At 38.2% G+C, this 22,082-nt stretch carries 18 protein-coding genes, 1 other RNA gene and 1 other annotated feature; of the genes, 17 read left to right on the top strand and 2 right to left on the bottom strand.

Translation table 11 applies throughout. The features are described 5' to 3' along the window. Window positions 1-18 precede the first annotated feature (18 nt). From AC6F34_RS05855 to dtd, 5 genes are all read left to right on the top strand, one after another. Window positions 19-1,845: a DNA ligase D gene (locus tag AC6F34_RS05855; protein ID WP_500770161.1), complete on the top strand. Its 1,827-nt coding sequence runs from the start codon at window positions 19-21 to the stop codon at window positions 1,843-1,845. Between the two features lie 66 nt (window positions 1,846-1,911). Then, complete coding sequence (recJ, locus tag AC6F34_RS05850) at window positions 1,912-4,266, top strand: single-stranded-DNA-specific exonuclease RecJ (protein WP_500769887.1); 2,355 nt, start codon at window positions 1,912-1,914, stop codon at window positions 4,264-4,266. Further along, window positions 4,267-4,779 carry an adenine phosphoribosyltransferase gene (locus tag AC6F34_RS05845; protein ID WP_500769885.1) on the top strand — a complete coding sequence of 171 codons (513 nt, stop codon included), beginning with the start codon at window positions 4,267-4,269 and terminating at the stop codon, window positions 4,777-4,779. 566 nt (window positions 4,780-5,345) lie between these two features. Next, window positions 5,346-7,541 (top strand): RelA/SpoT family protein, encoded by a 2,196-nt coding sequence (locus tag AC6F34_RS05840; protein ID WP_500769883.1) that lies wholly within the window; start codon window positions 5,346-5,348, stop codon window positions 7,539-7,541. A 20-nt stretch (window positions 7,542-7,561) separates the two neighbouring features. Continuing rightward, window positions 7,562-8,011, top strand: a complete 450-nt coding sequence (gene dtd, locus AC6F34_RS05835; RefSeq protein ID WP_500769881.1) for a D-aminoacyl-tRNA deacylase — start codon at window positions 7,562-7,564, stop codon at window positions 8,009-8,011. A 271-nt stretch (window positions 8,012-8,282) separates the two neighbouring features. Here dtd and AC6F34_RS05830 read toward each other — a convergent pair whose 3' ends face one another. Continuing rightward, entirely contained in the window at window positions 8,283-9,839 is a 1,557-nt protein-coding gene (locus AC6F34_RS05830; protein ID WP_500769879.1) for an N-acetylmuramoyl-L-alanine amidase family protein, read from the bottom strand. A 175-nt stretch (window positions 9,840-10,014) separates the two neighbouring features. On the opposite strand from AC6F34_RS05830, the gene AC6F34_RS05825 reads away from it, so the two are divergent. From AC6F34_RS05825 to AC6F34_RS05780, 10 genes are all read left to right on the top strand, one after another. Then, window positions 10,015-10,191 carry a hypothetical protein gene (locus tag AC6F34_RS05825; protein WP_500769877.1) on the top strand — a complete coding sequence of 59 codons (177 nt, stop codon included), beginning with the start codon at window positions 10,015-10,017 and terminating at the stop codon, window positions 10,189-10,191. A 65-nt stretch (window positions 10,192-10,256) separates the two neighbouring features. Then, window positions 10,257-10,489: a binding site (T-box leader), on the top strand. Window positions 10,490-10,581: 92 nt separating this feature from the next. Next, window positions 10,582-11,856, top strand: coding sequence for a histidine--tRNA ligase (gene hisS, locus AC6F34_RS05820; protein WP_500769875.1), 1,275 nt, complete (start codon window positions 10,582-10,584; stop codon window positions 11,854-11,856). 11 nt (window positions 11,857-11,867) lie between these two features. Then, complete coding sequence (aspS, locus tag AC6F34_RS05815; RefSeq protein WP_500769873.1) at window positions 11,868-13,643, top strand: aspartate--tRNA ligase; 1,776 nt, start codon at window positions 11,868-11,870, stop codon at window positions 13,641-13,643. Between the two features lie 65 nt (window positions 13,644-13,708). Continuing rightward, window positions 13,709-13,896, top strand: a non-coding RNA gene (gene ssrS, locus AC6F34_RS05810) — 6S RNA. A 164-nt stretch (window positions 13,897-14,060) separates the two neighbouring features. Beyond that, window positions 14,061-14,828 carry a tRNA threonylcarbamoyladenosine dehydratase gene (locus tag AC6F34_RS05805; RefSeq protein WP_500769871.1) on the top strand — a complete coding sequence of 256 codons (768 nt, stop codon included), beginning with the start codon at window positions 14,061-14,063 and terminating at the stop codon, window positions 14,826-14,828. A gap of 251 nt (window positions 14,829-15,079) precedes the next feature. Further along, the gene (locus AC6F34_RS05800; protein ID WP_500769869.1) at window positions 15,080-15,856 is read left to right on the top strand and encodes a hypothetical protein; all 777 of its coding nucleotides are present in this window, start codon (window positions 15,080-15,082) and stop codon (window positions 15,854-15,856) included. A 1-nt stretch (window position 15,857) separates the two neighbouring features. Continuing rightward, window positions 15,858-16,232 carry a GntR family transcriptional regulator gene (locus tag AC6F34_RS05795; protein WP_500769867.1) on the top strand — a complete coding sequence of 125 codons (375 nt, stop codon included), beginning with the start codon at window positions 15,858-15,860 and terminating at the stop codon, window positions 16,230-16,232. Further along, complete coding sequence (locus tag AC6F34_RS05790) at window positions 16,229-16,918, top strand: ABC transporter ATP-binding protein (protein ID WP_500769865.1); 690 nt, start codon at window positions 16,229-16,231, stop codon at window positions 16,916-16,918. Before AC6F34_RS05795 ends, AC6F34_RS05790 begins: the two co-directional genes overlap by 4 nt. Window positions 16,919-16,930: 12 nt before the next feature. Beyond that, complete coding sequence (locus AC6F34_RS05785; protein WP_500769863.1) at window positions 16,931-17,851, top strand: ABC transporter ATP-binding protein; 921 nt, start codon at window positions 16,931-16,933, stop codon at window positions 17,849-17,851. Beyond that, the gene (locus AC6F34_RS05780) at window positions 17,851-18,810 is read left to right on the top strand and encodes an ABC transporter permease (protein WP_500769860.1); all 960 of its coding nucleotides are present in this window, start codon (window positions 17,851-17,853) and stop codon (window positions 18,808-18,810) included. The genes AC6F34_RS05785 and AC6F34_RS05780 overlap by 1 nt, the downstream gene beginning before the upstream one ends. A 647-nt stretch (window positions 18,811-19,457) precedes the next feature. On the opposite strand, the gene AC6F34_RS05775 is transcribed toward AC6F34_RS05780, so the two are convergent. Further along, window positions 19,458-20,726, bottom strand: a complete 1,269-nt coding sequence (locus tag AC6F34_RS05775; RefSeq protein WP_500769858.1) for a replication-associated recombination protein A — start codon at window positions 20,724-20,726, stop codon at window positions 19,458-19,460. Window positions 20,727-20,917: 191 nt separating this feature from the next. Here AC6F34_RS05775 and AC6F34_RS05770 point away from each other — a divergent pair, with 191 nt between their 5' ends. Both AC6F34_RS05770 and cymR read left to right on the top strand, forming a co-directional pair. Next, entirely contained in the window at window positions 20,918-21,589 is a 672-nt protein-coding gene (locus AC6F34_RS05770) for a YczE/YyaS/YitT family protein (protein WP_500769856.1), read from the top strand. Further along, entirely contained in the window at window positions 21,586-22,005 is a 420-nt protein-coding gene (cymR, locus tag AC6F34_RS05765; protein ID WP_500769854.1) for a cysteine metabolism transcriptional regulator CymR, read from the top strand. Before AC6F34_RS05770 ends, cymR begins: the two co-directional genes overlap by 4 nt. Window positions 22,006-22,082 lie beyond the last annotated feature (77 nt).

Genomic DNA, 22,082 nt, shown 5'->3' with positions numbered 1-22,082 from the left:
TTGAAGATCGTGAAACCGATGCTACTTAGTCTTGCGTTTGAAGTTCCACAAGGTAAAGAATGGCACTACGAAGTGAAGTACGATGGTTACCGGGCAATCCTCGATTGGGATAAAGAAATCCGTCTTCTTAGCCGTAATGGTAAAGACTTACTCCCACAATTTCCAGAGATCAAATCGTTTATTGATCAGAATAAGGAAAGATTACAGCGTTATATACCTTTTCAAGTTGATTGTGAACTTGTACAGCTTCTTCATCCTTATGCCGCAGACTATGAGGGCATTCAAAGAAGAGGTAAATTGCGTTCAGAAAAACGAATTCTTGTAGAAGCGGAGCGCTTTCCATGTCGACTGCTCGTTTTTGATGTATGTGTATTAAAAGGAGAAGACCAAACGAAAAAGACATATAAAAAAAGAAAGTCAATATTAAAACAGGTCATAGAGAGCTGTGGTTTTATAACCACACCTAATCCATATTCAGACTGTTTGCTGCAATTGATTCCGTTTTATAGTGATGCAGAATCATTAATGGAAAGAGTGAAGCTGGAGAATGGTGAAGGGATTGTCGCAAAAAGAGTAAGTAGCTTGTATGAGGAAGGAAAGCGTACGACTAAGTGGCTGAAAATAAAAAATTGGAAAGTAGCGACATGCTTCATTACAGCTTATTACAAAGAGAATGGGTATTTTACATGCTCTGTTTATGAAGGAGAAAACATCAAGCAGATCGGACAATTTTTAGCTGGAATCACGAAGGAACAAAAAGAGAATTTACTTCAAATTATGAGGGGAAATAAGGTAGACGAAAACCAACAATTCATTAAGATTGCACCAGCAATTTGTGCGAATATATATTATTTAAATGTGCTTAAAGGACAAATGAGGGAAACACAATTTTCTCAGTTTCGCTTTGATTTAAAGCCTCAAGACTGTTCGTATGAGAAATTTGTTCATAATAGTAGAAGTTTTCCTGGAGATCTTCAGATTACAAGCCCGGATAAACCAATCTGGTCAGTGAAACCAATTGATAAAATGGCTTATATTCATTATTTGCAGGATATAGCCCCTAAAATGTTGCCGTTTCTAAAAGATCGTCTTTTAACCGTGATTCGTTATCCACACGGCTTGTTAGGAGAATCCTTTTTTCAAAAGAACTGCCCAGAGTACGCTCCTCGTTTTATAGAAACGCACCAGAATGACGGGATTGACTATATTCTTTGTAATGACTTGAAAGCACTCCTCTGGCTAGGCAATCAGATAGCGCTTGAATTTCATATTCCGTATCAAACGTACAATCAACATCATCCGAGTGAAATTGTCTTTGATCTTGATCCACCTTCGAAAGATTACTTTTCCTATGCCATAAAAGCGGCCCGATCCATTAAAGTCATACTTGATGAGTTACAGCTAATTTCATTTGTGAAAACATCTGGAAGCAAAGGGCTACAAATACATATCCCCTTAAACAGCGACCGGTTTACATACGATGATACTCGACTGTTCACTGCTTTTATCGCAAACTATATTGTGTCTGTCTCTCCAAGCTTATTCACTTTGGAAAGGCTGAAGAAAAACCGTGGCAATCGGTTATATATCGATTATTTGCAGCATGGGGAAGGAAAAACTATAATCGCGCCTTATTCACCTAGGGGGAATAACGAGGGCAATGTCGCAACCCCTTTATTCTGGGATGAAATTACAGAAACATTATCAATTGATGATTTCAATATCTGTAATGTGAAAAAGAAAATTGAGGAACGTGGTGATCCTTTTCAAGATTATTTTAAAATTAATCAAGAAGACGAATTTATAAAAGTGATCACATTCTTGAAAGATTCTAGTAAGACATAAATGAGATGCATTCTATTGAAAGGAAAGCACAGATTTTATATACTAGATGGGTTGAGGGGTGAATGTATGATCCATTCAAAATCACGTTGGATTGTTCAAGAACAAGACCAAGAGAAAGCAAATTTAATAGCAACAGAATTAGCGATTACACCAATCGTTGCTTCATTGTTAGTTAAACGCGGAATGGATACCGTTGAGTCAGCACGGTATTTTTTATATGAAGAAGAACAATCGTTTCATGACCCATTTTTAATGAATGGAATGGAGCGGGCGGTTGAAAGAATTAAAGAAGCAATCGCACAACAGGAACCAATCATGATCTTTGGTGATTATGATGCAGATGGAGTAACAAGCACTACTATTATGATGCGGACCTTGCAAGATTTAGGTGCAGATGTGCAATTTTATATCCCGAATCGATTCACAGAAGGCTATGGACCGAATGTAGGGGCGTTTGAATATGCGATGGATATAGGAATCCGGTTATTGATTACCGTTGATACAGGTATTTCTGCCGTTAATGAGGCTAAGGTAGCTGCTGAATTAGGATTAGATTTGATCATTACCGATCATCACGAGCCCGGACCAGAATTGCCAGAAGCACTTGCGATTATTCATCCAAAGCTTGAAGGAAGCACTTACCCTTTTCGTGAGTTGGCAGGAGTTGGGGTTGCATTTAAACTAGCACATGCGTTATATGGCAAGGTACCTGAACATTTATTAGAATTTGCTGCGATTGGTACTATTGCAGATCTAGTCTCTTTAACAGGAGAAAACCGATTAATTGCCAAAAAAGGGATTCAAGCACTGCAAAGAACAAGAAATGTCGGTTTAAAAACACTGCTTAACCTATCTGGGACAGATCCAGCTAAAATTAATGAAGAGACAATCGGTTTCTTCATCGGGCCAAGAATAAATGCGGTTGGGCGATTAGCTAGTGCTGATCCAGCTGTCGACTTATTGCTAATCGAGGATGTAGACGAGGCAGCAATGATTGCAGAGGAAATCGAACAAATGAATAAAGAACGCCAATCCATTGTTAGCATGATTACAAAAGAAGCGATGGACATGATTGAATCACAGTATCCTACGGATGAATACCCAGTCATTGTCATTGGTAAAGAAGGATGGAATGCCGGTGTCATTGGAATCGTTGCTTCTAAACTTGTGGAGAAGTACTACCGCCCTGCAATTGTACTTAGCTTCGATCCTGAAAAAGGCGTTGCAAAGGGGTCAGCACGAAGCATCGCAGGCTTTGATCTTTTTGAAAATTTATCCACTTGTCGAGATATTCTTCCTCATTTTGGTGGACATCCTATGGCTGCGGGAATGACCTTGTCATTGAATGATGTGGACGAACTTCGAGGTAGGATGATCGAATTAATACAAAGCCAGTTAACTGAAGAGGATTTTACTCCTATTACCTTTATTGATGAGCAGATACTATTAGAGGATATCCGTTTATCGACGATTGAGGAACTTCAATTACTAGCACCATATGGAATGGACAATCCAAAGCCAAAAGTATTAATCAAGGATGTTCAGTTGGCGCAGTTTAAAAAAATTGGGGCAAACAAAGACCATTTAAAACTATTATTAGACAATAAGGGTGTGCAGCTTGACGGGGTCGGGTTTTCAATCGGCCATTTAGCAGATGAAATTGCACCAAATTCAGAGGTTTCGGTGATTGGGGAATTATCGATCAATGAATGGAATAATATTCGTAAACCGCAAATTTTTGTCCAAGATTTATCAATTAAATCATGGCAACTGTATGATGTGCGTGGATTAAAGAGCTTTGATAAATTGAAAAGCTCTGTCCCAAAGGAAAAAGGTTTATGGGTTTTCTTCCAAGAAAAGCATATAGAACGGTTTGAGCTCGAAGTCGAGCAGGTAACCTTGATTCAAACTGAACAAGATGCAATGGATTTGGATATTGACGGACAAAATGTCATATTGGTTGATTTGCCTCCTACAAAACAAGTATTTGCAGCTCTTTTCAATGAAAAATCTCCAGAACGGGTATATGCACATTTCTATCATGAGGGAGATGCGTTCTTCAGTACGATGCCTACAAGAGAACACTTTAAATGGTACTATGCCTTTTTAGCGAAGAAGAGCCCGTTTAATGTTAGCGAGCTAGGAGACAAATTAGCAAAATACAAAGGTTGGAGCAAAGATTCAATTGATTTTATGTCGACAGTGTTTTTTGAGTTAGATTTTGTTACAATAGAGAGTGGAGTTATTTTTATAAATAAATCTGCAAACAAACGTGATTTGACAGATTCACAAACATATAGGAATAGACAACGATTATATGAGCTTGAGAATGACTTAATCTATTCACCATATCACCATTTGAAAAAGCAAATGGATGAATGGTTTGTGAACACTGAGAAGTCCGAGGAGGCAATTGGATAAATGGATTTAAAGAAATTTATAACAATCGTTGAGGATTGGCCGAAACCAGGCATTAAATTCAAGGATATTACTACATTAATGGATAATGGCGATGCATATAAATATGCAACGGATCAAATTGTTTCTTACGCTCGTGAGAAGAAGATTGACTTAGTTGTTGGCCCAGAAGCACGCGGTTTCATTATCGGCTGTCCTGTCGCTTATTCTTTAGGAGTTGGTTTTGCACCGGTTCGTAAAGAAGGGAAGCTACCGAGAGAGACTGTTAAAGTTGATTACGGTTTAGAGTATGGGAAAGATGTACTAACCATTCATAAAGATGCAATTAAACCTGGTCAACGCGTTTTGATTACAGATGATTTACTTGCAACAGGTGGTACGATTGAAGCGACAATCAAATTAGTAGAAGAACTTGGTGGAGTTGTTGCAGGAATTGCCTTCTTAATTGAGTTAACATACTTAGATGGTCGTGAAAAGCTTGAAAAATATGATGTATTAACATTAATGAAATATTAATCAATAAACAGTAGTAGAGTCCTTAACTAGCACTCTGAGAATGTAGACAAAGTCGATTTTGACTTTGTCTACATGTTTTTAGGGAGATTTTAGAGACAGGGAAAACCCTTAGAGCTTTTTAGATAACGCTTGTCAGAGACTAGTTTTTTAAAGGAATTTTTGTGCCAAACAAGGACGTATCTGAGCGTTTATCAATAATGTAAGTGCTGAATAGCACTTTTTTTGTGGATTCTGAAGGATCTACATGTCCATATGAGTGGTGGCTATGTTACTTATTTTTTAGAATCTATACTAGTCTTTCGATTTCTAATCGCTATAAGATATACATTTTTTACAAAAATAGATAAGATATAGTAGTGAAATCGATTAGTTTCGACAACTTTCGAGTTTTTTTCCATAAAAATAACAGGCTTTCTCTTTACAAGCACGCATTTTTTTTCGATAATAGTAACAATTACAATAAAATAATCGATACTATATTTCATAGTTCGTTGCAAGGATAGATAAATTGTTTTGTTAAACGGAAAAGTTAATGGGAATGAAATTTTTTGGGATAAGGTGATTCCATGGCGCACGATCAAGTCCTGACAGCTGAGCAAGTAATTGAGCGAATCAGGCAGTATTTAAATGAGGATCAGTCACAATTTGTCAAAGAGGCATATGAATATGCAAAACATGCTCACAGTGAACAATATCGCAAATCAGGTGAGCCATATATTATCCATCCAATTCAAGTTGCTGGCATCCTAGCTGATTTGGAGATGGATCCGTCAACTGTCGCAGCAGGCTTTTTACATGATGTTGTTGAGGATACGGAAGTGACATTAGCGGATATTAAGGAAAGTTTTAACGAAGAAGTGGCCATGCTTGTAGATGGTGTAACTAAACTTGGGAAGATTAAATACAAGTCACAAGAAGAGCAACAAGCAGAAAACCACCGCAAGATGTTTGTCGCAATGGCACAAGACATTCGTGTAATTCTTATTAAGCTTGCAGATCGTCTTCATAATATGAGGACTTTAAAGCATTTACCTGCTGAGAAGCAACGAAGAATTTCTAATGAAACATTAGAAATATTTGCACCGCTTGCTCATCGATTAGGGATTTCAAAAATTAAATGGGAGCTTGAAGATACAGCACTAAGGTATCTGAACCCACAACAGTATTATCGCATTGTTAACTTGATGAAGAAGAAGCGTGCTGAACGAGAGCAGTATTTAGATGAAGTGATAAATGTCATGAGCGATCGTTTAACAGATGTGAATATCAAAGCTGAAATTTCTGGTCGACCGAAACATATTTATAGCATTTATCGGAAGATGGCACTCCAAAACAAACAGTTCAATGAAATATATGATCTATTGGCTGTTCGTATTGTTGTAAACAATATAAAAGATTGTTATGCGGTTTTAGGGATTATCCATACTCATTGGAAGCCGATGCCAGGTCGCTTCAAAGACTATATCGCAATGCCGAAACAAAATATGTATCAATCCCTGCATACTACCGTTATTGGGCCAAAAGGTGATCCATTAGAGGTACAGATTCGAACAATCGAAATGCATCGAATTGCTGAATTTGGGGTTGCTGCACATTGGGCGTATAAAGAAGGAAAGCAAGTGAACGAATCGGCTTCTTTTGATGAGAAGCTTCATTGGTTTAGAGAAATACTAGAATTCCAAGATGCAACTGTGAATGCTGAAGAATTCATGGAGTCTCTAAAAATGGACTTGTTCTCAGATATGGTGTTTGTCTTTACACCAAAAGGCGATGTGATTGAGCTGCCTGCTGGTTCAGTTCCCATTGACTTTGCATATCGGATTCACTCAGAAATCGGGAATAAGACGATTGGCGCGAAAGTTAATGGAAAAATGGTCACTTTAGATTATAAGTTAAATACAGGAGATATCATTGAAATATTAACCTCCAAGCATTCATATGGGCCAAGCAAAGATTGGATTAAACTAGCACAATCAAATCAAGCTAAAAATAAGATTCGCCAGTTCTTTAAGAAACAACGAAAAGACGAGAATTTCGAAAAAGGAAAAGAATTGGTTGAAAAAGAAATCCGTCAAATGGAATTTGATTTGAAGGAAATCTTAACACATGAAAATGTAAGGCGAGTTAGTGACAAGTTTAACTTTGCTAGTGAAGAAGATATGTATGCGGCTGTTGGTTACAATGGCATTACTGCACTTCAAGTTGCGAATCGCTTAACAGAGAAATGGCGGAAGAAACGTGACTTAGAACAGAATAAGGACATTGCAGATGCAGTCTCTGAATTAAAATCTTTTACGCCATCCAGAAAACGTGAGTCAGGTGTAAGAGTTTCAGGAATTGATAATTTGCTTATCCGCTTATCAAGATGCTGCAATCCGGTTCCAGGTGATGAAATTGTCGGTTTTATCACAAAGGGAAGAGGAGTCTCTGTTCATAGAGCGGATTGTACGAATATAGGTACAGAGGATGCCAAAGCAAGGTTGATCCAAGTAGAGTGGGAAACAGACCTTAATGATCGCAAGGAATATAATGTTGAAATTGAAATCACTGGCTATGATCGCAGAGGATTATTAAATGAAGTGCTTCAGGCAGTGAATGAAACAAAAACAAATATCTCTACTGTAACAGGACGCTCAGATCGTAACAAGGCTGCAACGATTCATATGTCGATCGCAATTCATAATGTGAGTCATCTCCAGAAGGTTGTTGAACGGATTAAGCAAATTCCAGAGATTTATGCTGTAAGAAGGATTATGAATTAGCATTAGGAGAGAATTGCACAATGAAGATTGTTTTACAAAGAAGTAAGGAAGCCTCTGTCACTGTTGAAGGGGAAGTATCAGGTTCAATCTCGAAAGGCTATGTATTATTAGTCGGTGTTACTCATGACGATGATGAGGCTGATGCAAAATATTTAGCAGAAAAGATAGCGAATCTCCGAATTTTTGAAGATGAAGCAGGAAAAATGAACTTGTCTATTAAAGACATTGGTGGAGAAATTTTATCTGTTTCTCAATTCACATTGTATGGAGATACTCGAAAAGGACGTAGACCGAACTTTACAAAAGCAGCTAAGCCAGATGAAGCAAATGAATTGTACTTACGCTTCAACGAGTTATTGCGAAGTGAAGGCTTAAAAGTTGAAACGGGTATTTTTGGTGCAATGATGAATGTAGAGCTTCAAAATGACGGACCAGTGACTTTTATATTAGATAGCAAGGATCGATCGTAACGTAAAAAGGTCTCGGATTATTCCGAGACCTTTCCGACTGTTGACAAACGCTCGCACACGTCGTTGTTTGTCTCTTTCATCCCCTCATGAACAACCGTATGTTCTATTCCGGTCTTCACTTAGACCGCACTCCGAGTCTGACAAGCGTTCACGAGACAATCTGAGGGTTTCTCTTATATTTTTAAAGTTTAACGTATGTACAAAGTAGGAAATCTACTTTGTCTACAAATGTAAAAGATCTCGGATAATACCGAGATCTTTTACATTTCATTTAGTTGGAGAAATAGCGGATGATGCCTTGGTACAGACCTTCAGCAGCTGTTTCTTGGTACTGTCTGGACGAAACAACCATTTCTTCAGCAGGGTTGCTTAAATACCCTAATTCAACCAATACAGCTTTACGGTTGTTTTCTCTTAAGACGAAGTAATCACCAAAGCGGTGTCCACGATTTTTAAGCCCTGTATGCAATGCGGTTACTTGATGAATTTGCTTTGCTAGCTGTTCTTGATAGGAATGATAATAGTAGGTTGTCATTCCTCTTACAGAACGGTCATCAATGCTATCATAGTGAATGCTAATAAATGCATCTGCGTTATGTGTATGTGACGCTCGAATGCGTGCATCAAGTGATGTATAAACATCGGTAGAGCGTGTTTTAATGACGTTTGCCCCAGCAGCCTCTAGCTTAGCAGCAAGTATATTTACAGTTTGCATATTCAATGTCTTTTCAAGAGTTCCACGTGCACCAGTTGTACCACTATCCCGTCCGCCATGCCCGGGATCTAATACGATCGTCTTATTCTTAATTGAGGATACGCTTGAATGCCTCTCTACTTGGGATTGAGATTGGTTGTTGACAACAATCCAACCTGCAACATAACCAAGCTCACCATTGCTTAACTCAACTTGATACCAATCATTTGAAAGACCTTTTACCTTAAACTCTTCTCCCTTAGTAGCTCGAGAAATGATGCTCGAATATGTCGTTGGTTCTTTTCGTATATTGGTTTCATCATAAAGGATAGTAACCGAATGACCTTCAATTCCTTTAGTCGTAGGTGTTGTTTCACTTTGCTCGTTTATAGATGACGTTTGTAAATACCAGCCTGCTACCCAACCAGTGTTTTTCTTATCATATTGGATTTTTACCCAGTCGTTTTGCTCTTCAATGACAGTAAATACTTCCCCTTGTTTGACGGAACCAATCTGTTTGCCATGAAGGGACCCTTCATTACGTACAACAAGGGATGTAGCTGTTACTTTTACTGTATGACCTGATGGATTTGCTGGTTGAACATCAACATTTGATGAAGATGAATCTGGTGCTTGTCCACTAATAGCAATGAAATCCTGATGAATCCAGCCAGTTTCACCGTTATAAGACACCCTTACCCAGTCACCATCTTCGGAAGAAATATTGAATGTTTCCCCTTTATGTACACTTCCTAGCACACGATATTCTGTTCCTGGACCACTACGAACCCGCAACCCATCTGTAGAAACAGTAGCGGTACGCCCGATTTGTGAACTTTGCTCTGGTGATGAGGAGGTTCCTTCAGTTACTAGCCAATCAGCAATCCAGCCTTTATCACCGCTTCTAAGCTGAACTTGAATCCATTCATTTTCTCGCTTCAGCAAGTTGAATTGTTCTCCTCTTGTCGCTTTTCCAAGGAGTGGATAACTTAGTCCTGGGCCGGTGCGAATATTTACCACATCAGTAGCTACCTTTATCTTTTGTCCTGATGCTTCGATACTTGTTGTAGGCAGCAATAGACTAACAAACAGAAGCAAGCAAATGGTTGAAATCAATGATCTTCTAACATTCACTAAACAAATTCCTCCTTTTTTAACAAAATGCATAAAAAAAAGATACTCTATTTCTTTCTATTTGCAAAGAGAATTATCCTTTCTTTTATATCGTCATTAAAGTGTTTTTGTAAATAAAAATTCTGATGGTTGGCAATAATAGGAGGAAAGACTTGCTAATGAGAGGGATGGCAACATGAGGTTTAATGAAAAAGGAATGACTATTCAATCGGGAGACAATAAACTATTAGGTGTAGATTTTCATGATTTTATTCAGTCAGAACAAAATGCTACGCTCGTTGAATTAGCTACTGAATTTGGCTTATCATTAAAAGATGTGCAAACATTGAAGAAAAAATTAAACCGTTCTTAAGAGAAGTTCTTGACAATTAAGAAAACGCTCCTTATTATTATATAAATAAAATGACTAACAATTAATAAAAACCAATGATGAAGAAGAGTAATTAAAAGACATATGGCAAGAGAGGGAGCGCCTTAGGCTGAAAGCGTTTCTCCATAATGATTTAATGAAAGAACACTTCGTAGGCTTCTCTCTGAAAAAGTGTGCTTTAGTAGGAGTTGAACGTAGAACAGGCGTTAACTGTCAAAGTGGAAAACTTTTTGTTTTCAACTAGGGTGGCACCACGGGAACTTATACTCTCGTCCCTTGTATGTATTCATGCAAGGGACGGGAGTTTTTTGCGTGTAAAAGACGTTATACATTTATTTACATATAGTTTCAAATAAAGAGGAGGGCATCTCAATGTCAATTCAAATCCCAAGAGGAACACAAGATTTATTGCCAGGAAAAATTGAAGCTTGGCAATTAATTGAAGAGAAGGCACGAGAAATTTGTGCAAAGTTTCAGTATAAAGAGATTCGGACACCAATTTTTGAACACACTGATTTATTTTTACGAAGTGTTGGTGACACAACAGATATCGTTCAAAAAGAGATGTATACATTTACCGATCGAGGCGATCGAAGTTTAACATTAAGGCCTGAAGGAACTGCATCCATTGTTCGTTCATATGTCGAAAATAAAATGTTTGGCTTAGCAAATCAGCCAGTAAAGCTTTATTATATGGGACCGATGTTTCGGTATGAAAGACCTCAGGCAGGTCGTTTTCGTCAATTTGTTCAATTTGGCGTTGAGGCGATCGGTAGCAATGATCCAGCAATCGATGCAGAAGTGATTGCTCTAGCGATGACTCTCTACAAAGAACTAGGCTTGAAAAAGCTAAAACTTGTCGTTAATAGCTTAGGAGATAAGGAAAGCAGGGTCGCACACCGAGAAGCATTAATACAGCATTTCTCACCGAGAATCAATGAGTTTTGTAGTGATTGCCAATCAAGATTAGAGAAAAACCCAATGCGTATTCTTGATTGTAAAAAAGACCATGATCATGAGTTAATGGCAACAGCACCAGCGATTACAGAATATTTAAATGAAGATTCAAAAAAATATTTTGAAAAGCTACAGGCATATTTAACAGGCTTAGAAATTGACTATGTTGTAGATCCAAATCTTGTTCGTGGATTGGATTATTATACACATACTGCCTTTGAAATCATGAGTGAAGCAGATGGATTTGGTTCCATTACGACACTTTGTGGTGGTGGCCGATACAATGGGCTATCAGAAGAAATTGGTGGACCAGAAAGCCCGGGAGTTGGTTTTGCACTAAGTATCGAACGGTTTATCGCAGCATTAGAGGCAGAAAAGGTCGAGCTACCAAGCCAAGATAGTGTCGATTGCTACATCGTTGCATTAGGGGAAGAAGCAAAAGATTACTCTGTTACTTTATTGCATAAATTGCGAAACGCTGGAATTTCTGCTGATCGGGACTATATGGATCGAAAAGTAAAGGCCCAGTTTAAAGCGGCAGATCGGGTTAAGGCAAGCTATGTCGCTGTCCTTGGAGAGAATGAACTGAAAGAAAACAAAGTCCAGGTCAAAGTTATGGAATCTGGTGAACAAATAGAGGTTGGATTAGATCATTTCGTTGAAAAAATAGTTGAGCTGGCTAGTAAATAGGAGGAGACAACATGTTTGGTAGAACGTTTTATTGTGGAGAAGTAACAGAATCAGCGATTGGACAAAAAATTGTATTAAAAGGTTGGGTGCAAAAGCGCAGAGATTTAGGTGGATTAATTTTCATTGATTTGCGTGACCGTACTGGGATTGTCCAAGTTGTATTCAATCCAGAAACATCAAATGATGCATTAGAAATTGCAGAAAAAATCCGTAATGAGTACGTTTTGGATATTGAAGGAACAGTGATTGCACGTTCAGATACAACGATTAACGACAATTTAAAGACTGGCCGTATTGAAGTGCAGGCTGAAAGTGTAACAATTATTAACGAAGCAAAAACCCCACCGTTTGTCATTGATAATAAAACAGACGTCTCTGAGGATGTTCGTTTAAAATACCGTTACTTAGATGTTCGACGTCCAGTAATGTATGAAACATTTAAAATGCGCCATGACATTACGAAAACAATGAGAAGTTTCCTAGATGATGAAGGGTTCCTTGAATTAGAAACACCAATTCTAACAAAGAGTACTCCTGAAGGAGCTCGTGACTATTTAGTGCCTAGCCGCGTGCATCCAGGCGAGTTCTATGCATTGCCACAATCTCCACAAATCTTTAAGCAATTAATGATGGTTGGTGGATTCGAACGATATTATCAAATTGCTCGTTGTTTCCGTGACGAAGATCTACGTGCAGACCGTCAGCCTGAATTTACTCAAGTCGATATGGAAATGAGCTTTATGAGTAAAGAGGATATTATCGCTTTAATGGAAAACATGATGAAAAAAGTGATGAAGAATGTTAAAGATATTGAATTAGAAACACCATTTCCACAAATGACGTACGATGATGCAATGTCTCGCTATGGTTCAGATAAGCCTGATACACGTTTTGCGATGGATTTAGTCGACCTTTCAGAGATTCTACAAGGTTCTGGTTTCAAAGTGTTTAGCGGAGCGATTTCATCAGGTGGTCAAGTAAAGGCAATCAATGTTAAAGAGGCTGCCGCAAAATATTCACGTAAGGATATTGATGCCTTAACAGAATTTGTTGCTCCTTATGGTGCCAAAGGTCTTGCTTGGCTAAAAGTAGAAGAAGAGGGCTTGAAGGGCCCTATCGCAAAATTTGTTTCTGAAGAAGAACAAAAAGCGATATCTGTGGCAGTAGAAGCTGAAGTTGGAGATTTATTACTATTCGTAGCTGATAAGAAATCGGTTGTAGCCGATGCGTTAGGTGCCCTTCGATTAAAGCTTGGGAAAGAATTAGATTTAATCGACCAAAGCAAGTTTAACTTCTTATGGGTAACGGATTGGCCATTATTAGAGTATGATGAGGCGGAAGGTCGATACTTTGCAGCGCACCATCCATTCACGATGCCTGCACGAGATGACCTAGAGAAGTTTGAAAAGAACCCAGCTGATGTTCGTGCGGAAGCGTATGACCTCGTGTTAAATGGTTATGAACTGGGTGGAGGCTCATTGCGTATATTCGAAAGAGACATTCAAGAAAAAATGTTCTCTGTATTAGGATTTACAAAAGAGGAAGCAAATGAACAGTTTGGATTCTTGTTAGAGGCATTTGAATACGGTACGCCGCCACATGGAGGAATTGCGTTAGGCCTCGACCGCTTAGTCATGCTGTTAGCAGGAAAGACCAACTTGCGCGATACAATTGTGTTCCCTAAAACAGCAAGTGCGAGCTGTGTGCTAACAAATGCTCCAGGTGAGGTAAGTGAAAAGCAGCTTGATGAATTGCATCTGGCCCTAAAATTGGAAAAAAGTGAATAATGTCCTAGTTTCCTCTCCTTGAAGGAGGGGAATACATTATGGTAAGATAAGAGTAATAAAAAGATAAAGTCCTGATGTGTTCGTTGTATTTCCTACATTTTGACCGAACATATTACCTTCGGGAGTCCGGGTTTTTCTGTAGCGTAAATGCCTCAATTTTGAGGACTTACATAAGCGGAGGACAGGGCACCCACCTGCTGTAGTGCGGGTTCAAAGTGAAGGCACATTAGGCGACGGCACGATTGGGACTTTATCTTACATACCATTGAAGTTATTAGCCATTCTAAATAGAGGAATGGTTTTTTATTTTGCACAAAAAAATATTCATCATTCCTATCGAACTACTTGTATTAATATGATATAGTCATTATCGTGAATCAATTAAATGAAAAATTATTGAGTTGGAGTGAAATAAAGTTGCTACATCAATTTTCTAGAAATGAGTTAGCCATCGGTCAAGAGGGTTTAGAAAAAATGAAAAACACGACAGTTGCTGTACTAGGAATTGGAGGAGTAGGGACATTTGCTTGTGAAGCATTAGCTCGTTCAGGCGTTGGTCGTCTAATTCTAGTCGACAAGGACGATGTCGATATTACAAATGTAAACCGTCAAATCATCGCTCTGCTTTCCACTGTCGGTCAGCCAAAAGCTGATTTAATGAAAGAAAGAATTAAAGACATTAACCCAGAGTGTGAAGTAATCGCAATAAAAATGTTCTATACAGAAGAAACGTATGAGCAATTCTTTGAGCATGGTATCGACTTTGTTGTTGATGCGTCAGATACGATCTCGTACAAGCTTCACTTAATGAAGGAATGCTTAAAAAGAAACATTCCAATAATCTCAAGCATGGGTGCAGCAAATAAAATGGATCCTACAAGATTCCAAATTGCTGATATTTCAAAAACTCATACAGATCCAATTGCAAAGGTCATCCGTACTCGTTTAAGAAAAGAAGGCATACGTAAAGGAATACCTGTTGTGTTCTCTGATGAAAGTCCAATCGTTATTCGTGAGGATGTTCGTAAAGTAGTTGGAAAAGACGGTGCGAAAATTCGTAAAGCTAAAATGCCACCTTCCTCAAACGCATTTGTACCGTCCGTTGCAGGATTGATCATGGCGAGCTATGTTGTACGTGAGCTATTAGCTGACATAAAAATTTACCGAGTAAATGATGAAAATTAATCGATTAGCCGGGGCTTTGATGAGCTTCGGTTTTTTGTTTGTTAAGAAAAATTTGGTGGTTCGCAATTAAAATGAATTCTTTGCTCGATAAAATTTAGATTCCGCAAATAAATCGCAGTTTTTGCTAGAAAAAATAAATACATTAATATCAAGTTTCTGAAAATTCAACTGCTATTTAGAATAAAATGGTTGCATTGTTTTTTGTATTAGTGTACTATTCAACTAGTACACTAATACAAAGGAGGGGCACTATGTTTACGGGATTGCTAATAAAGGAATGGAAGCTCGTACGGGGTTGGAGCATTTTAAGCATTTTAGGAGTCATCGTGTTTTTATCTACAAGTCTAATTTACTCTTCTTATATAGGTGAAAATACAATCCCAGCAATGGTTTCTCTTATGGCTGTATTTGCTCATTTATTTTATCTACCGGCTTTCTTATATTATTCACTTTCTAAAGAAGTTGTAGGGAAGGGATGGCTCCATAACCCGAATAGTGGGTTTATGTTGCTGATCACAAAGCTACTACTTGGTATTATTTTGTTCGTCATTTCTTTAGCAATTACAAGTGGGTTTTCAGTTTGGGCGTTAGGTAATGTTGTTCCACATGAAGGTGAACTGATGATGCCAATTTCTATACTAGGTTGGCTTTTGCTGTTCCTAATTTCCATATCAGTGTTTTTTAGCATTTGGTTTCTATTCTACTGGCTACTTAACTTAATTATGAAATCATTGAATGTTCCATTTATCTTGAGGATGATCTCTTTGTTCGTCTTCACATATGTGTTATTGACGATTGAAAAGTTTATTACTAGTTTGGCTTTTTTTGAATCGTTCAAGCAACTAGGGAGTGTTTCAATTCCTTCCTTTTACTCATTTGAATTGGAAAGTGGAGGGGGAAGCTTTTCGATGCAGATGATGGATGGATCTTCGACGATTTCTTTAACAATCATTCTTGTGTATGTTCTGTGTGCCGTGGTTGTGTTCGGATTGTCCGCTTGGTTATTAGAAAGAAAGGTTGAGTTGTAAAATGGGAGAGTTTCAGGCTTCTAAACCAATTTATATGCAAATTGTCGATAAAATTAAACGTCAACTCATTCGCGGTGAATTGGCACCGGGAGAAAAATTGCCGTCTGTAAGAGACATGGCGATCCAGTCTGGAGTCAATCCAAACACGATTCAACGCACTTATGGTGAGCTTGAAAGTCAAGAGATCGTAGAAACGAAGAGAGGCCAAGGGACATTTGTTAGGGAGGATACTGAGATGGTGGAATTGTTAAAGAAAGAGCTGCAAATCGAAATTGTTAAAAGCTTTGTTGATCAAATGAATGAGTTAGGTTTATCAAAGGGAGAAATCATTAAACGCGTGGAGGATTTTCTTAAGAAGGAGGGACCAATTCAATGATTGAGCTTACAGAGGTAACGAAAAAATACGGCTTCAAAAAAGCAGTACAAAACGTGAGTCTGTCTTTGGAAAAGGGGAAAATCTATGGATTAGTCGGTCCAAATGGAAGTGGAAAATCGACAACCTTAAAATTAATGGCTGGTCTTGCATACCCAACGAACGGAATAGTAACCTTTCAAGGAAATAAAGTGACTCGAAGAGTAGCGAAAGACGTTACGTACTTAACCGATCAAGATATGTTCTATCCTAACTTTACATTGAAGTCCTTAATTTCTTTTTATAGCAGCCAATTTTCAGACTTTGATGAGCAGGTTGCAAAAGAACTCCTCTCCTTTTTGCAACTTGATGATCAGATGAAAATGAAACAATACTCTAAAGGGAATCGCGCAAGAGCAAAGCTGCTTTTATCATTAGCAAGACGTGTGCCAGTCGTTTTATTGGATGAACCGTTTTCAGGGCTAGATCCAATGGTACGAGAAAGTATTGTTAAAGGGCTATTATCTTATATTGACTTAGAGGAACAAACCATTGTGATTGCAACTCATGAAATATTTGAAATAGAAGGGTTACTTGATGAAGTGATTGCGATGAAGAATGGAGAAGTTACAGAAAGAGTGAACGTGGAACAGATAAGAGAAGAAAACGGGCAATCTGTTCTTTCATGGATGAAAAAATTGTATGAATAGAAGGTGATGTAAGTGAAAAATCTTATTGAAATACAAAATGTCTCAAAGGTCATTAAGAAGAAAAAGATCATTGATTCCCTATCATTTAATGTGAATGGTGGAGAAGTGTTTGGTTTTTTAGGGCCGAATGGCGCTGGTAAAACGACGACGATTCGAATGATGGTTGGTCTAATTGGGATGACTTCAGGTGATATCAAAATTGCTGGAAAAAGCATTAAAACAGACTTTGAAGATGCAATTCGCCATGTCGGTGCAATTGTCGAAAATCCAGAAATGTATAAATTTATGACAGGGTATCAAAACCTCCTTCATTATGCACGAATGAGTGGCGGGATTTCTAAGGGAAAAATCATGGAAACGGTCCGCTTTGTTGGATTGGAAAAGCGTATCCATGACAAAGTACGTACTTACTCTTTAGGAATGCGCCAACGTCTTGGCCTAGCACAATGCTTATTGCATGACCCCAAGGTGCTTATCTTAGATGAGCCAACTAATGGACTAGATCCAGCTGGAATTCGAGAGATTCGCGATCATGTTCGTAAGCTTGCTCAGGAAAAAGGAATGGCCGTTGTTGTATCGAGCCATCTATTATCAGAGATGGAAATGATGTGTGACCGGATAGCAATTATTCAAAACGGACAATTAACAGATGTTCAACCCATTCATGAGATGATGCTGGACAATGAGCTGGCCTTTGAAATTGAAGTTGATGATGTGAAGAAAGCAAGCAATGTATATGAAGAGCAATTTCCTAATAGTGAGTGCTCGATTGTTGATGGAAAACTTATATTCACCGGAACGAGGGAAAACATAGCCGTTGTTGTCGAGAAACTAGTCTTGAATGGCATTAAAATTTATAGAGTTGCTTCTACTTCTAAGTCACTTGAAGATCGGTTCTTAGAAATGACGAATGAGAAAGGAGGCATTAATTAATGGGGCTTATTCAAAATGAATGGATGAAGATTTTCAAACGTAAATCAACCTATGTGATGATTGGCATCATTGTTTTCTTTCTTCTTGTGATGGGTGGATTTTTAAAATATCAGGACAGTAAAGGTGCTGTACCAGATAACCAAAACTGGGAGCGAGGTATTCAGCTGCAAGTAAAGGATAACCAAGAATCTTTAAATGAGTTTGGAGAAACACTTCCACCAGAGGTTGTTCAATCTTACGAACGGACTATTGCAATAGGTGAATACCGTTTAGAAAATGATCTGCCAGTGACAGGCGGCTATCATATGTGGGATTTCGTTATGGATAGTAGCTTTCTCATTAGTTTCATCGCATTATTTACGATTATCATCGCTGGTGGAATTGTTGCAAGTGAATTCAGTTGGGGAACAATAAAGTTCTTATTGGTACGACCGCTTTCTCGGACGAAAATCTTGTTATCTAAGTATGTCACCGTCCTATTATTTGGAAGCGGGATGCTGCTCGTCACCTTCTTCTTTGCTATGTTGATAGGGTTTGTATTATTTGGGACAACAGACTTTCCAAATCCATATTTAAGCTATCAAAATGGTGAGGTGGTTGAGAAGACAATGTTTGCGCATACCATTTCTTATTATTTCTTAAATTCGATTGACCTACTGATGGTCGCAACGATGGCATTTATGATCTCAGCTGTGTTTAGAAACTCATCCTTAGCAATCGGTTTGTCCATATTCCTACTTTTTGTAGGAGGGCAAGTTACCTCCATTCTTGCAATGATGGGGTACGACTGGGCAAAATACATCCTGTTCGCTAACACAAACTTAATGCAATACATCGACGGAGCTCCATTGGTTCAAGGAATGACACTCGGCTTCTCGGTCATCGTGATCCTAGTGTATTTCATTCTATTCCATGCCCTCGCATTTACCGTCTTTAACAAGCGAGATGTGTCTGCGTAGGAGGAATGAGTTTGCTTGATATAATTAGGTCTTGCTAGATAAAACCGGAGTTATGCTAGATAAATTTATTTTTTTGCTAGATAAAACCGGAGTTCTACTAGATAAATTTATTTTTTTGCTAGATAAAACCGGATTTGTGGTAGATAAACTTATTTTTGCTAGATAAACTTATTTTTACTAGATAAAATCGGAGTTATGCTAGATAAACTTATTTTTACTAGATAAAATCGGAGATATGCTAGATAAATTTGTATTTTTGCTAGATAAAATTAGATTTGTGCAAGATAAATTCGTTTTGCAAGATAAACTCGTTTTTCTACTAGAAAAGATTAGATTTTTGCTAGATAAAATTAGATTTGTGCAAGATAAATTCGTTTTGCAAGATAAACTCGTTTTTCTACTAGAAAAGATTAGATTTTTGCTAGATAAAATTAGATTTGTGCAAGATAAATTCGTTTTGCAAGATAAACTCGTTTTTCTACTAGAAAAGATTAGATTTCTGCTAGATAAACCCGGGTTTGTGCTAGATAAACTTATCTCGATCGATAATATCAGATTTGTGTTAGATAAAATCAGAACCCAGCAAATATATAGACCCAATCAAAAAAGAAAAAGTGCTCATTTCTTCACTCGAGCACTTTTTCTTTTTATCCTTTTTGAATTTTTGAGTAGACATTCGATAATGCTTGTTCAAATTTCCCAGTTTGTTTTGGTTCATAGTATTTTTTGTTTTTAATTGTGTTTGGCAAGTACTGCTGTTTAACCCAACCTGAATCATAATCATGAGGATATTTGTATTCAATGCCACGGCCGAGTTCTTTTGCCCCTTGATAATGTGCATCTTTTAAGTGATCCGGCACTTCTCCGCTTTTTCCTGCTCGAATGTCAGAAAGCGCGAAATCAATTGCCATAATCGCTGAGTTGGATTTTGGTGATAAGCAGAGCTCTATGACTGCATTTGCTAAAGGAATACGTGCTTCTGGAAAGCCGATCTTTTCGGCTGTTTCAATTGCTGCTAATGTTCTTGCACCAGCTTGAGGAGAGGCAAGCCCAATGTCTTCATAGGCAATGACGAGTAAGCGTCTGCTTATGCTAGGCAAGTCACCTGCTTCGACTAAACGCCCTAAGTAGTGGAGTGCTGCATTTACATCGCTTCCACGAATTGATTTTTGAAAAGCAGAGATCACATCGTAATGGGCATCGCCGTCTTTATCGTGAGAAAAGCTTTTCATCTGCATGCATTCCTCTGCAACGACAACATCAATCACAATTTTGCCATCTTTGTTTTCTTCAGTGGATTTGGCAGCGAGCTCTAATGCGTTTAACGCACTGCGCACATCGCCGTTAGATGCAGACGCAAAGTGGTTTAGTGCCTCCTCTGTAACTTCAATTGGAAATTCACCTAGCCCACGTTTTTCATCATTTAATGCGCGTAAAAGAGCTTCTTTCATATGTTCCTTAGTAAGCGGCTTTAACTCGAAGATTTGACATCTGCTTCGAATTGCAGGGTTTATTGCATGATACGGGTTACTCGTTGTTGCACCGATCAATGTGATCATGCCATTTTCTAAATAAGGAAGAAGAAAATCCTGTTTTCCTTTGTCCAAACGATGGACTTCATCTAAAAGAAGGATAACCTTTCCACTCATTTTTGCTTCTTGCGCTACAATTTCCATATCCTTTTTATTGTTTGTCACTGCATTTAATGAGCGAAATGCATATTTAGTGCTTCCTGCAATGGCACTTGCAATGGATGTTTTTCCGATCCCAGGTGGACCATATAAGATCATCGAGGAAAGCTGACTAGCTTGTACCATTCTTCGAATGATTTTTCCTTCACCAACAAGATGCTCCTGCCCAATTATTTCTTCTATTGTCGTTGGCCTCATTTTAAAAGCTAACGGTTTAATTGACACTGGTCAACACTCCAAACATGTAAACAAGTTTTGTGCTATTAACATATCATAATTTTCGTTTAGCGTCATAATTCTGAGCATACCAATCGGATTCCCCTATATGAATCCATTCACTACCTATGCTATAATGATAAGGTTTAGATAATCATATAGATGAAAATTTTTCAGTTCTGCTAAGGGGATAGTAGGAGATGAGGGGTAAAAGAAGAGGTCAGATTGGACCAAGATTTTCTGTCTATTTGACAGGGTTATTGGTGATGAGTTTAGGAATTGTTTTTCTCATTTTAGCGGATTTAGGAGCAACACCGTGGGATGTACTCCATGTTGGGTTGTATTATCAGCTTGGATTGACAATTGGAAGCTGGTCAATTTTAGTCGGTGTCGTTGTTTTACTTGTGGCGGCATTGATATCAAAGGAATGGCCCAAGGCTGGAGCATACATGAATATGGTCTTAATTGGATTATTCATTGACATGTATATGTCGCTTCCATTTATGGAAACTCCTGATACATTGATTGGCCAAATGATCATGTTCATTTTAGGTGTTCTTTTAAACTGTTATGGAATGGGACTATATATATCTGCTCAGCTGGGAGCAGGTCCAAGGGATAGTTTAATGATTGCTCTGACATCAAGAACAGGTTGGAAAGTTGGAAGAGTAAGGGGTTGCATGGAAGTTCTCGTGTTGATTGTTGGTTGGCAATTAGGTGGTCCGGTATTCTGGGGAACGATTTTCTTAAGTTTAGCAACTGGACCAATTGTAGGGAAGGCTTTGCCGCAATGCCAAGCATTAACGGATTATTTCCTTATGAAATTAGCAGATAAGAAAAGAGTAGAAGAAAATAGAGGTGTCAGTTCATGAAAATTTCTACGAAAGGCCGTTATGGACTTACAATAATGATCGAATTAGCGAAGAAGCATGGAGAAGGTCCAACATCGCTAAAATCAATTGCACAAACAAATGATTTATCAGAGCATTATTTGGAGCAGCTAATTGCTCCACTTCGTAATGCCGGCTTAGTTCGAAGCATTCGGGGTGCATATGGTGGCTATGTATTAGGAGATGAGCCTGGTAACATAACGGCAGGCGATATTATCCGTGTTTTAGAAGGTCCGATTAGTCCAGTAGAAGGATTAGAGGATGAGGAGCCCGCAAAAAGGGAATTATGGATGAGAATCCGTGATGCGGTGAAGGATGTACTTGATCAAACGACGATTGAAGATTTAGCGAACCATTCAGAGGATGATCATTCAGAAGGATATATGTTCTATATATAAATAGATAAGAAAGAAAACTATCTCGTCATGAAATGATGAAGTGTGCTGCTCTAAGAACTTAGTCAGTATCTTGCTCG

The sequence above is a fragment of the Niallia sp. CD-39 genome (assembly GCF_059874745.1).
This window is presented reverse-complemented; position numbering and strand designations above follow the sequence as displayed.

Coding starts and splice junctions, on each gene's coding strand:
- AC6F34_RS05840 (WP_500769883.1), top strand. CDS start 5,346: ATGGCGCACGATCAAGTCCTGACAGCTGAGCAAGTAATTGAGCGAATC.
- AC6F34_RS05800 (WP_500769869.1), top strand. CDS start 15,080: ATGTTTACGGGATTGCTAATAAAGGAATGGAAGCTCGTACGGGGTTGG.
- recJ (WP_500769887.1), top strand. CDS start 1,912: ATGATCCATTCAAAATCACGTTGGATTGTTCAAGAACAAGACCAAGAG.
- AC6F34_RS05770 (WP_500769856.1), top strand. CDS start 20,918: ATGAGGGGTAAAAGAAGAGGTCAGATTGGACCAAGATTTTCTGTCTAT.
- AC6F34_RS05780 (WP_500769860.1), top strand. CDS start 17,851: ATGGGGCTTATTCAAAATGAATGGATGAAGATTTTCAAACGTAAATCA.
- AC6F34_RS05795 (WP_500769867.1), top strand. CDS start 15,858: ATGGGAGAGTTTCAGGCTTCTAAACCAATTTATATGCAAATTGTCGAT.
- cymR (WP_500769854.1), top strand. CDS start 21,586: ATGAAAATTTCTACGAAAGGCCGTTATGGACTTACAATAATGATCGAA.
- dtd (WP_500769881.1), top strand. CDS start 7,562: ATGAAGATTGTTTTACAAAGAAGTAAGGAAGCCTCTGTCACTGTTGAA.
- AC6F34_RS05790 (WP_500769865.1), top strand. CDS start 16,229: ATGATTGAGCTTACAGAGGTAACGAAAAAATACGGCTTCAAAAAAGCA.
- aspS (WP_500769873.1), top strand. CDS start 11,868: ATGTTTGGTAGAACGTTTTATTGTGGAGAAGTAACAGAATCAGCGATT.
- hisS (WP_500769875.1), top strand. CDS start 10,582: ATGTCAATTCAAATCCCAAGAGGAACACAAGATTTATTGCCAGGAAAA.
- AC6F34_RS05845 (WP_500769885.1), top strand. CDS start 4,267: ATGGATTTAAAGAAATTTATAACAATCGTTGAGGATTGGCCGAAACCA.
- AC6F34_RS05825 (WP_500769877.1), top strand. CDS start 10,015: ATGAGGTTTAATGAAAAAGGAATGACTATTCAATCGGGAGACAATAAA.
- AC6F34_RS05855 (WP_500770161.1), top strand. CDS start 19: ATGCTACTTAGTCTTGCGTTTGAAGTTCCACAAGGTAAAGAATGGCAC.